We start from the raw sequence: 13600 nt of genomic DNA, 5'->3' as shown, positions 1-13600 counted from the left end.
AAGAGATTAAGAGAGATTTGTATAATGTAAGCTACAAAAGAGCGACTTTCCTCACAATACCAACTACTTTGTATTTTTTTTACTGCTGAGGATGAAAATAGATACACTATTCACTTTTTTTGTATCTTCGGCGGCGTTGAACACTAAATAGCCAAACTCAAAACTCAAAGTAACCCCGGGCCTCACCTTCCCCTTTAGTTACGATGTCTCTTAACCCAAAACCCAAATGAACAACACAATGAAGCATCTCTTGAAGGCATTCCTATGCACCCTCGTATGCAGTTTTATGCTCTTTTCCTGTCAGAAAGATCAGGTACAAAAGCAGTCCCCTAATGAGATCACTAAAGACGTGATCGCTCAGATCAAATCTATGGGCTTTAATACACAGGAAATAAGAAGAGTGGACGACGGTTACGTGGTGGAAGGCGATATCTTCCTGTCAGACAAATCGCTGAAAGAAAAAGCGAATCCACACAAACTGGTGATCGCCAAAGCGGAACAATATCAGACCTGGAATATCATTGCCACTTCCGGTCATCGTGTGATCACTGTTTCTGTTACTAATCTGCCTGCTGCCTATACTGCCGCAGCAGATGAAGCCATTGCCCGTTACAACGCAATGGGCCTCCGTATTTCCTTTCAGCGTGTAGCCAGCGGCGGAGAGATCGACATCATCAATGCTGCCCTCGGTACAGGTGTACTGGGACAGTCAGCCGGTTTCCCGGATGCTTATGGCAATCCGCCAAGCCCTATCAAGCTGAACGCCGCCTATATCGGCAATACGCCTAACCAGGGATGGATGGCTACGATCATCGCACATGAAATAGGTCACACTATCGGTTACCGTCACACGGACTATTTCAACCGTGCCTATAGCTGCGGTTCCGGTGGCAATGAAGGCGATGCCGGCGTAGGTGCTGACCATATACCTGGTACGCCGACAGCAGGCGATCCTAACAGCTGGATGCTGGCCTGTATCGGTACTGGCGTAAGCCGTCCTTTCAATGCCAACGACCAGGTGGCCCTCAATTACCTGTATGGTAACATCACTGGCAGCAACCCGATTGCTGACGGTAACTACAGGATCGTAAGTGAAGCCAGTGGCAAAGTAGTGGACGTAGACGCTAACTTTATTAACGACAATGGTACCAAAGTACAGCAATGGAGCTGGCTGGATGGTGCTAACCAGAAATGGTCCTTCACTTACCTGGGCAATGGTTACTACCGTATCACCAGTTTAGCCAGTGGCAAAGTACTGGATGCTGATGCGAATATTATTGCCCGCAATGGCGCTAAGATACAGCAGTGGGACTGGCTCGGTGGCGACAACCAGCAATGGGTGTTACAACCACAGGGCAACGGTACCTTCGCGATCATTAACAAACGTAGCGCAAAGGTGCTGGACGTAGACGCCAACAATATCGGTAGCGATGGCTCTATTATGCAACAGTGGGCCTGGCTGAACGGCAATAACCAACGCTGGTATATTCAGGCGCTCTAAGCTCAATGATGTAATTTATTAGCGGGAGTGAGGCCCGCTTTTTGCCAGTCGTTTATACCATACCATCAAAAAAATACCGGCGCAAGATCATCCATCTCACGCCGGCCCCAGATAGCTAGTCGAGTCTACATCTCTGTGATATACTGAACACCCAGATTTAAAGACCTCAGCCTTACAAGTGGTAATGGCTGCTGGGTAAGGTTAGAGAAAATCGTCAGGTCGAACCAGAACGCCGCATTGGTAGTTGCTGGTTGCTGGCTCTTATACCACACTCCGATACTGCCCGCCCAATCTGCAATCATATCTGCGAGTTTTTTGTCGCCGGTAGTAGCACCAGGTTTTACCTGGATACTTTGTATCGGCTGCATGATCACCGGCAGGCCTATATTCGCCGTGCTGGCATTCAGCTGGTAGGTATACTGACAACTCATCAGGAAGCTGACGGTATCCTGGGAGTTTTCCTGCAGCAACGCATCGAACAGGTTGGTGAGCTGTGTGGTAAGTGATGCATAATTATGTTGTCCGGACGGGGCATTGATCGTTGATATATCTACCGGTGTATCGGTGTCAGTAGTAGGGTGGTAGGGGTTGGAGAACGCTACCGTACCCGTTGTATATATGAACGGTTCACTGCTCACCTTACCAGGCACCAGTTCTACATTCCGCCGGATGAATGCGGTAGTTGCAGCATCTTGTCGCGCAAGAATATTCATCGTCGGAATGATCACCGTTCTGTCCTGTATTACCTGTCCTGTGGCGGCAGGTAATGGTTGTCCGTCTTTTGTATAATAGTAACAGTAATCACCTGTACAAACATCTGTATATGCCTGGCGTTCGTAGCCCTTGATGTCCACAAGCGGCTGCCCGATGCCTTCCGGCGGCAGGCCATGTACCGATACAATAAGCGCCTGTACATCATCTATCGTCGCCGATCCCTCCTGTATATAGAAGGTATAAGGCAATACATCCGTACTGGTATAGCGCATATTGCCTGGTGGCATTGCCAGCATACTGCCTTTGGAGGCATCAACTATGTGCGATACCAGCGCTGCATAGGAAGCAAGCGCAGTAGACACTGTATTCAACAGCGGATCGTCATCGGCGGTGCCTGCCGTTACCTGTGTAAGTTGTTTTTCCAACACAGTATATACTGACGGTGAGACCGTGATAAACTCTGCCAGCTGCGGGAAGGCATCCTCAATGCCCAACAGCATTGCATCAGGTTTGTCTGCTACATTGAAATTGATGGTAAAGTCCAGCTGATCCTGCGGATAATGTATCGCCAAAGCATACGCAATATTATAGTTCCAGTTCAGCAACTGACTGATGTTGGACGCATCCGGTGGAACGCTGGCTTCTCCTGACTGATTAACCATGGATGGCGCTACCGGGAATTCGCGTATTGGCATCGGTACCTGCATCTTACCCAGATCGCTGGTCAGCGGACTGTCATTGATGGATAGTGGTGTGACAAAGCTTAGCCATGTAGAGGCCTCATATCCTTCAATGTTTGGTAAAGTACTGATCTGATGTTCGATGGAACTGCCTGCAAAGCTGAGGTCAAGATCTACATAAGGTAATAGTTCATTACTACTGCCTCTCACAATCTGCGGTGATGAGATCAGGAACGGCAATGTAGCCGAGTTGCTTGTTGCCAGGGCCAGCTTGGTAGAAGTCAGCGTAATAGAGTCACTGTTATTCCCTTCATTGATCTCTGTTTGCACGACCTTGGTAAGCGGCGGCATTACAATATTGCCGGTCATATCCTTAAAGCCAGCGTTTATTGTTACCTGTGTGCTGCCAGGATTGACTTGTCCACTCAGCTGAAGTTTCACCCTCCTGTTATTGCGGGTATCTATGCCGGAGCTGTTCACCGTCAATCCATCACTTAGCGTAAAGTTACTGCTGGTATTGGCAGCTGTCTGGTCTGGCGGATTGGTGAATGCCAGGTATACGATAGTTTTGTCTGCCGTATCTGCCATGGCGCCTTCAAACTTGAAGTTCCTGTTGATACTGCCGTAAAGACGTGGTGCTATATCTGCGGTAGCATCCGCACTTACTGTTGCATGGAACTGGAGGGCTGCCTGTGTTGTATAGGCATTGCCCAATTTCACCAGCAGCGACTGTTTAAATGCTTCTTTTACAGCATCGGCGTTCGCAGTTTCATCTTTGAAAACCGGTATCATCCACTCCTTCACAATATCCGCCAGTGCTTCTTTATTGGCCAGCAGATCTTCCAGGTAAGTTGTCTGCTTTTTGTTGTCTACCAGCTGAATGGCTGCGGTAAATTCGGGCGACAATACATTATCTATGCTGCTGAAGAACTGATTACCCCACTGGTCCATATCAATACCGGTAAAATCAACATAAGAGGACGGCGTATTGAAATCTATACCTGTTTTTTCAGAATAGTTATAGATAGGCACCTGTTGACGTGATTCCAGCTTATTCGATATCGGTCGTGGTGCGAACATATCCGGGTCAGCAGGATCATTGATGTTGTATGCTATTGGTGACAGGTTGTTTTTATCCAGCCCCAGTCTTACTGCCCATGTTTCTTTATTGTTACCTGCATCTTCACGGTCAGTACCTGTTGCAATACGCAGTGCGTATTTACCGGCCTGCAATAGTGCCGCTTCAAACCGTGCTGCAAAGGTATTGAGGCTATGTGTAGTACCTCCTGATGTATCAGCGAGCGGTGCTACTTCCGTTACCGCCTGCAATATGCCTCCTGTAGTTTCAAGATCACCTGCTGCCGCATTCCTGCTACGGGTTATCGTGAAGCTGAGATCAAGGCGGAAGATCTGTTCCGGGTTCAGATTGGTAGTATCTATAGCAAAGGTCAGCAGGTGTGTTGCAGCAGGTGCTTGTACCGCTGTGAGGCCCTGCGACCTGTTTTCCAGGAACAGATAGATAGAAGAGATCCAGACATTCACCAGGCCTGACACCTGGGCCGTAGTAAGCGTATAGCCTTGCTGCAGCAGTGTGGTATTTACCGTATAAGCAATGCCATTAGGATCTGTCAACTGGTACCATAACTGCTCATATACAGCCATGTCTTTCTTCGCCTGTTCAATGATCGTTGAGGTAGCTTCCTGCGGAACATCCGGATAGCTGAACTGTGCAATGCCTGTATACGTCTGCGTGTTGTCGGCATTGCTGATATTGTTGATGCTTAATGTCACCAACAGATTTTCAGGTACATTATCCACCTGTATTGTTACTGTCTGTTTATCTGCCCCCAGGGAGATACCCTTGATGTTGATACCGGGGTCCAGGCTGTAGTTGGCCGGGTTGATAGCAGATGTTGCATCCAATGGCTCGGTAAACCATCCTGTGATGCTGGTAGCACCCGCAGCCCTGGCCCACATGAGGCCCTGGTAATAGCTGTCGCCGAATGAGAGGTTCAACTGCAGCTGTGGTTGTTGGGCATTGTCTGCATTCACTTCCCAGGATGCTGCAACGGAAGGCCACTGGTTCAGTCCTATGATGGCATCGGTATAGCCGGTAAGCATTGGCGGCATATTCAGCTGACTATTACCAGATGGCTGAGATAGTGTCGTAATGATACGGTTACCATAGAGATCCTGCCATGCATAGTCTATCTGCAGCAGACCTCCCAGACCGCGATATGGGCTGTTAGCCTGATCGGGCATTGCGCCGGCTGTCAATACAACATTCTTCGCGAAACGGCTGTATGGGATGGATTGTGTATAGCTCCAGGTATCGCCTTCGGCCAATGCTTTCGGATAACTCATCTTGTCGTTGGTATCCTGATCTTCTGTTTCTCCCGATGGTGTAGCAGGGAGTCCCAGGTTACTGGTGGCGAAGTAATTATTCTCCGCCACCTGGTAAGATAACATGTTGTAGGTATTAAGCAGGAAGAGCATACCATAATCCTGGTCGGTAGGATTATCAGGTACAGCTGCAGGTACCGGACGTTCTGCTGCAATGCCGGCCACTCCCGGTGCTACAGTAGATGTACGGATATCTGGTCCTCCTTTAATGATGATCTGCTGATTGTCGGCAAAGATGCCTGCTACTTCCTGGTTCTTGCCTCCTAATGCTGCCAGTTCTTCTCCATAGTAAGAAGCAATACTCTCAAACGTATTTCCTCCGTTACTGGTGCCTACAGTTATTGTAAGTATCGGCAGATAAAGCGCTGTGTACAACGGTAATACATCAGGCCAGCTTGTCTGTAAAGGATTTGCCGCTTTAATAGCGTCAGCCGTTGTGCCAAAATAGGTAGCGATCGCATTCAGGTTACCACCCGGAGCGCGTCCTTCAGGTCTTACTTCATACACACCTTCATCTATCCGCAAAGCCTTTCCTGCTCTTAATGCGAGGGTTTGATTGTCTGTAACGATGTCGGCTACATTACCATAATATTTGTATGCCAGGTCGGATAATGTCTGTGTACTGTCTGAAGGCAGATTACGCTGGTACGGATTGGCTTCTGCAAACAATACAGCATGTGATGTATCGATCGCTTCACCGGTAGCCAGCACGTTCATATAGTTGGTGACATTATTCTGTAATGCCGCATCCGCAGGCGCTGTATATAACACCAGCAATGAAATGGTAGCCTCATTATTATCGTTGAATATCCTGTCAGGCAGACCGCTGTTGCTACCGGAATTATAGTAATACAGGTAGTAGCCACCACCTCTTGTGATGCTTGCCTGCCAGAGCAAACGGATGAAGTCTGTCGGTTCATTCAGCAATACCATTGACTCCTGTTGTGCTGCCAACAGGGAGATAGTACCAAGGCTGGTATCAGGACGGGTTTCTGTAGATAGGTTCACCTGTGCAATACCCATCGTCAGACTGTTGAGCGCATCTGTCTGGATACCTTGTGTGGTAGTACCGTTGGCATCAACACTATAGGCAACTGTCAATGTACTGATCAACCCATTGTTATTGCCTACACCGCTGACCATTTTTTCCAGCACTTCTACATTGCTGCCATCAGCGCCCATGATCTCATAAGTGGTCAATGTATTCGGACTGTCAGTAACTACCGGTACTTTCTTAATGGTAAAGGAAACCAGTGATCCATAACCATAGTAAGTAACAGGGGTATTGACCATAGTACGACTGGCTTCATCATACCGTCCTATCTGCATTTTTACCCTTGGATTCACCATGCGTGTCTGTGGATCAGGTAGTTGCAGTAGTGTGTCCGGTAATTGCCACAAGCTCAGTGCAGGTACACCTCCGGCGTTTCCTCCGTAAGGCATGGTAAAGGCCGACGCACTGTTCCAGCTGATCTGTGCCGTGAACGGATAGGCAGCTGCTTTTGTGATAAAGGCATCCTGCGCACCTAATGAAGAAAGCACTATATCCAGAACATTGCTGGTAGCATATCCCTTCACAGCACTGATCTGCTGAGCAGCGTAGGAACCCGGCACCAGTGGCAATACCATCTGATCCGGATTATCGCCGGAGAATGATAGCCAGCTCAGTGCTGCTGTTTTGGATAGTTGGATATCGAAATTGTCAGTGTCGAGATTGGGTAGCTGGAATTGTTGTCCTGTCAGGGAATACAGACCTGCATAAGCAGGCAATGACAACACGCCTCCATTATCTGTCACCCACATACCCGGATAGTTTGGCGTAATACCATTTGTCGGAAGCCGTAGTCCTGCCATATAGTAGCGGGAAGTCATACCTGACAGATGTTGCAGACCGTTTGTAGCCTGTATTTCGTTGATCAGCTCACCCACCTGGAATTGCTGCAGGTTGGCGATATTGATATAGCCGGTCACCGTTTTATCAAAGAGGTCTGTGATGGTACCGTTTTCCGCAGGAGCTGCCAGTTGTTGTTGCGTCAGATTGTATTTGGACGCAATCTTGTTCAGTGTGTCATCGGCTGCTGTTGTACTATTGAATGAAGGAATAGCCAATGTGGCAACAGGCAGCAATAAGCCTGCAAGGTTTGTGATATTACCATTGTTAATCAGGTCGCCTACCGATACACCTATGGCCTGCGCTACATCATTCAATGATTGTCCTGCCAATGTTTTATAAGGCGCTTTCTCCGGGTAACTGATTGTCACACCCGCCGACAATGTATTGGCCGTAGCCTGATTCATAGTCGCCAGTTCCTTACCAGTAAAGCCATTGTAGAATATAGCTTGCGCGGCGATACTGTCGAATGTGTCTGTTGCCTGTACAATATAGGAGCTGCCGGTTATACGCAGTGTTTTACCTGCGTTCAGCGGTGCTGAAACGTTGTCTGTAAACAGGGCTTCAACTGTATAGAGGTCTGTACCTGCTTTTTGATTGACCCAGTTAACAATATCATTGACTGTCTGATTATCCTGCAGATAGTATTTGAAGTCTTTGAGTGACTCTCTTGCTGATTGCAGCATCTGCCGGCATATCAGCAGGAAGTAATCGCTGTAGATGAAGCTGGCCATAGATAGACCTCCTGCATCATCCATGATAAGCGCTTTCAGGTTACCTGCGTTCTCTTCTTTTTCTACCTGTACTGCCAGTTCGTTAAAGTATTGCCTGAGGTATTCGGTATAAGAAGTGGAGGTACTGTTATACGCGCCAAAGTCATAGGAAATGCCTTTATAGTCTGTACCATAATCCGGCAGTGTCAGCAACATTTCCGGCGGAACAGGAAAATAAGTGGCATCTGTTTCTCCGGCATCAGGTGCATTCACAGTAAGTGTAAACTGGTTAGCCATAAATGCACTTACTTCTTCCGGAGTGATCGGTGTCGGATTGGCGGTATCACTCAGGTAGTCAAGCAACGCTGCAAGTTGCAGGTCTGTTACAATGGCGGCATCCACCTGTTCACTGGTGACTGGTCCTGATTGTATAGCGGCGATCGCCCAGCGGAATACCTGCTTGCCTAACAACTCAAACGAGGTATCGTTGCCTGCACCATAGGCCTTCAGTTTACCGTTTTCCTTATCATCCTGTGGTGGCGGTACCGACTGAATAAAGAGCATGGCAATATAACATGCCAGTTGCTGAGATACCGTGTTGGCGTTATCTCCTGCCATGGTAAGGCCAAGTCCTGCATATGCGGTCAGCGGAGCGGGAACTGCTGCCTTTTGTAAGTTGGACCAGACAGGGTTGAGTGCATCTCGTACGGCCATCAATTCTTTTTGGTCGTAATATAGTCTTCTGCTTCTTCTTTGCAAAACAGTAACGCCGGCATTCAGCAGCTGCAGCTGTTCTGTGGTGGTCCACGGTGCTGTACCGCCAATAGCCTTGATGGTAACACTTTCCTGTATCCTTGCTGAGAAGCTGAAGCTGACCTTTATCTTGAAAAGCCCCAGGTTGATGGTGATACGGAGCGACACACTTACGGATGCGGTCAGGGATAGCTCTATCGGCTCATATGGCGCAAAGGTGATCTGCACCAGCAGGCTGATAGCGATGTCCACATCTGCCTTCACAATAGCGAAATCTACCGAGCCATACAGCTTACCCATGATACCTACTGTACCGCGGAACCAGAAGTAATAAGACGTTTCCAGCTGTGTGTTGTTACCACTGCCATCGGTGATCTGGTAAGGATTCCATTTGGCTAGTATACCTTCGAGTATAGCCACGGCAGTAAGACTGAATCCTGCCTTGAGTATACCTGCATCGAAGGAATAGCCAAAGCCAAACTGTATACCGAAGCCAAATACCAACACCGGGTTAAAGGTACCATTGGTGGCAGCAGGCACCCTGTTGGTAGTCGCGCTGGATAACTTACCGAAATAAACGCCGGCGGATCCCATTACCGGGATAGGTATGCCTACAGGTGTCCAGATAAGCGTCTGGAAGGTAAAGGAGCGGGAGAAATCTTCCTTCCAGGGGAAGCCGATATCTACCTGGAAGTCGCCATTTGTAAATACTGCAATACCAAATACAGGCAGCGTAATATTAAACTGTCCCATATTGATCTTGCGCATCACATCTGGCAATACAATCTCTGCCTGATACACACCTACACTATCACTGATCTTTTTATACATGATCTGGAAGTCTAACCCCTTGAAGATCTTCGCGGGCTCACCTTCCAGTGCAAGACGTAATGCATATAGGTTAGGATCGTTAAATATGATCTGCATGGTAATAAAGTACTGGGTAGCTTCGGCTGTTGCTACTGCCAGTGCCACTGCATTGGGTTTATCTCCACCCAGCTGCAGCAGGCCAAAATCCATGCCGGTGAGCCAGGAGCTGTTGGCATCAAAATGTATATCAGGTATCTTCCCGGGATCGGTCTCCGGTAATGCAGTCATACAGGCAATAGCTGCCTGTACATTATCTGCTGTTTTAAAACAGTCGAGTGTTACATGTTGCCCTAATGCGAGCATCCGTAGGTCCAGGTATTTGTTGCCCTGTCCGGGAGGTGCCGGAGTGGTTTCAGGTTTGGCTGCATTCCAGCTGGGGATGTCTCCTCCCCATGCAGCCGTTGCGTCGAGGGTAACGATCACGCCGTTATTGTTGTCATCGGGGTCTTTACTGTTGTAGGAAACCCTGATGCCTTTGATGGTAACGAAGCCCAGATTGATTGGGCCAATGTTAACGGCAAAGCTGACTTTGTTGGCAGTAAAGTCGTATATCAGTGAAAGATTGTTAAGTGGAATGCTGTTCAGCACATTCCACGGTGAAGCTAGTCCAAAAGCGGAGCCGGTAGCCCAGGAAACCATTGTTTCCACCAGGCTTCCTATAGTAGTGGTGTCTTTGAATTTTAATGTGGCAATCTGGTGAGGTTTTCCATCGACGGTCTTTGTTTCTACCTCGCCGGTAAGTATACCCCAGGTAATACCGTAAGCCTGGTAGTCGGGATTAAAATTATAAAAGGCAGTGATATTGATCTTATTCCAGGTGAGATCTGCTGAGATAGCGCCGTAGTTGCCTACGGTTGCATCATCTGTTTTCTTTCCATATCCTATCTGTGCCTTGCCCTCAGCCGTCAGGCCAAGGAATTCGATGTTCCATTTGCCGGCTGTTTTTGCAGCAAATTCCCAATAGGAGGTGGCTGTGTTGATCGTGAATGAAAGCCCGTCAATACCGTAGTTATACTGTTCCGGAGGCGCCCAGCTACCGCCGATGTAATACGTCAGCATATCTCCGATCTTTACCGCACCGGAGGTCTGTTTGCTGGCAAATGTCCAGCCTTTGTTTGTGGCATAGAGACCACTCAGCTCCATCACGATCTTTGCCGAGTCAGGCAATACGGTGATCTGACCACCCAGGAATACCGTGTTGGTGGAGTTATTACTCTTAACATTGAAGCTGAGATTATTAATGCTGAATATCCCCGCTATATTCAATGGTTTGTCAGGTTCCAGCAGGGCATCTATCTCGTAATATTTCTGAGAAGGAGCATAATTGTAATTGAACTCCGTAACTGAAGTGGCCAGGTTTAATTCGCCGCCAAACAATGCCAGCAGGTCACTAAGTTGGATTGTACCATCGGTAAGACCGCCGTACATGGAGAAATCAGGATATCCGCCCACCATGGTAATGGTGCCATTGCCAATGACAAATGACCCTGTAGCCAGGAAGTTTGTAGTACGATTATTGACATCGGCCACATTATAAATGCTGACATCAATAGTAGGTGAAATGGTGAACAGCGGATTTTGTGAAATGGTCCATGGGCTGTTCGTCGTCATTTCAAACGACATATAATCGAAGCTGAGCGTGCTGGAGTTATACATCAGCTGTACCTCCTTCAGGCCGAAACCGGCCAGCTGATTGAGTGGTATTGGTAATGACTGCACGAGGTTAACACCTCCCGCAGCCTGGTAGATGCTTGCAATACCGGGATAGTTTCCGGCAAAAGCTGCAGAAAGCATCCAGGTCCTATCTCCTACAGGGTATTCTATCTGCAGACCGATGCTCGTACCATTACTGTCTATGGTACCCAATATACCTCCCTGTACGGGGAAACCACCCTCGTTTACTTTCATCGTAAAGCCAGGGTTTTTGAACAGTATCCAGGGTATATTGTCGATGGTCCATACCTGGTCTGCCGCCGCTGTCACCTGGGTGATCACCGGCCCGGATTCCGCTGTATAAACCAGTGTTATGTTCATTTTTATATCCAGGAATGATATGGTAGTGGCGCCCGAAACTGTCACTTTGGTAATAGTACCTTCACCATTCTTTTCTGCAACGATATTTTCTTTTGGCACTGTAATGGAAAATATATTGCCGGTCACCTTGGCAAAGAAGTTGCTGAAATAAGTTTTAGGAAGGGCGTTCAGCAGGTTGATACTACCGTCAGACCATGCAGTAATCAGCTGATCATATACTTCCTGTAGCGTAAGTGTGTCTGGTTCCCCTTCTGCAACATCCGGTCCCTCAGCATAGTCGCCTCCATTATTTCCTGATGAGGTGAAACGCTCGCTGAGCCGGTCACTACGATGCCGTAGGGTGAGTGAATCTGATGCTCTTTTCGCAACACCCAGTTGATCTGTGTAGTAGGCTTTTGTTTCGCTGCCGGATGCCACAGAATTTAATCCCACTAGTCCCATCATCAGTTTGTCGTGTATATCTTCCTGGTAGTAAACACCCAGGGCGATGAAGTAGCGATAGAGGTCTTTAGATGAATCGATCGATGCGAGGGTAGAAGATGTTATAATGTCAAGCTGTTGCAGATAAACAGGAGGGAGAGCGGGCGCTTTCTTTCTCAGGTACGTATCAAAGGAAAGATCTCTCAATGCGGTTACCCACTTTTTGCAGTTTTGTGCAATACTGTCGTAATTGCTGGCTGCGAGTGTAGATGGATAATTGGTGGCGTCATTGATGCCTTTCTTTGGAACCTGCATAAATGGCCTGCCCAGGCTGATCACCAGGCTGGAGGTTCCCTGTCCTTCAAATATACCGGGCAGGGTAGCATTTCCATAGAAATAATTATATACATCCTGCGGTACGGAACCGATGGAGATCACGATGATCTGTTTGTTATCTGCACTGGATAGCGCGCTGGTGATCGCCGCGGATATATCAACATAATGTCCATCGTCATAACCTTTCAGCAGGGTGAGCTTGTACGCATTGTCAATAGCAGGCGTCACATACTCCGTTAATTTGTTAATTAACGCATTCAGGTTGGCCGGAGCATATGCCGCAAACATATCGACGTCGATATATGTGGCTGATATCGCTTTTTTAAGGCTGGTCAGGGCTTTGATGCTATTATTGATATCGTCTTTCAGTGCGTCCAGGTACTGGAAGATGTCAGCTCTTGCAGGATCGCTGAAATGCAGCAGGACCAGTGGTTTGTTGACCGACTGTATCACCTTGAGCGCCGATAATACCAGGTTCAGGCTCATCTCACCAGCATCTTCCTTAAACTGGTGCAGCCCGTAAACCGGCCATAGGCTCATGGCAGATGATGCGCCCCAATAATTGTCGTAGACTGCCTTCACGTTTTTAGTACGTGTTGCCAGATCAGTATTGAAAGTCTGTGCTGTGTACCATGTCCATACGCCTGGTGTTACACTGGCAACAGAGTCCTTCGTGAATTTATACGCAAGACTGTTGAACTGTAGGGACTCTCTTGAGAGATTAAATTTATCTGCACTGTCGCCCGTCTGTACCGCGCTGGTGACGTTATAATTATTAAGCATTTCCCAGAGATAGGGCTCCAGTCTTAAGAAGTATTCAACTTTCAGCTGCGCTGCAAAATTAGTGGCCATCGTGTCGGCACCTCCGGTAAAGCCGAACCTGATGGGCGACGGTTCAACAGTGACAGGGAAAGGCTTGAACGTAATGTCCTGGCAGGTACCGTAAGTGATCTTTATTTCATTAATGTTGTCAGGGTTCAGATCAGGCAAGAGGATAGCCAGTTTCTTTGCAGTATCGGATCCACCGGCATAGTATACGACGATGCTTCCCGCGTATTCCGTTGCATTAATGATACGCTTCATGATGTTGACCGTTGTAGCCTGGTGCCCGAAGTTGAGCGAACCATCCACATAAAAGCGCAATGCCGGTTCTTCCTTAATAACATTGAGAATGTCTGCAATTGCACTATCGGTATGATCATCCCGTACATCTATAGCCTGGGTGAAAATGGCTACTAATTCCTGAAATGAGCCCATTGTATGAATTATTAGAAGTGAGCGTTTT

At 47.9% G+C, this 13600-nt stretch carries 2 protein-coding genes; one reads left to right on the top strand and one right to left on the bottom strand.

Annotated elements, in window-relative coordinates; genetic code table 11:
- Positions 1-238 precede the first annotated feature (238 nt).
- A complete protein-coding gene (locus CLV42_RS07190; protein WP_146154329.1) occupies positions 239-1501 on the top strand; it encodes a M57 family metalloprotease in 1263 nt (420 codons plus the stop codon).
- Positions 1502-1626: 125 nt separating this feature from the next.
- On the opposite strand, the gene CLV42_RS07185 is transcribed toward CLV42_RS07190, so the two are convergent.
- On the bottom strand, positions 1627-13572 hold the full coding sequence (locus CLV42_RS07185; protein WP_106601211.1) for an Ig-like domain-containing protein: 11946 nt from the start codon (positions 13570-13572) through the stop codon (positions 1627-1629).
- Between the last annotated feature and the right edge of the window lie 28 nt (positions 13573-13600).

The sequence above is a fragment of the Chitinophaga ginsengisoli genome, from assembly GCF_003014595.1.
Taxonomy (GTDB): Bacteria; Bacteroidota; Bacteroidia; order Chitinophagales; family Chitinophagaceae; genus Chitinophaga; species Chitinophaga ginsengisoli.
This window is presented reverse-complemented; position numbering and strand designations above follow the sequence as displayed.

What these genes read in the sequence shown, in the direction of transcription:
- CLV42_RS07190 (WP_146154329.1), top strand. Translation starts at nt 239, where the DNA reads ATGAAGCATCTCTTGAAGGCATTCCTATGCACCCTCGTATGCAGTTTT.
- CLV42_RS07185 (WP_106601211.1), bottom strand. Translation starts at nt 13,572, where the DNA reads ATGGGCTCATTTCAGGAATTAGTAGCCATTTTCACCCAGGCTATAGAT.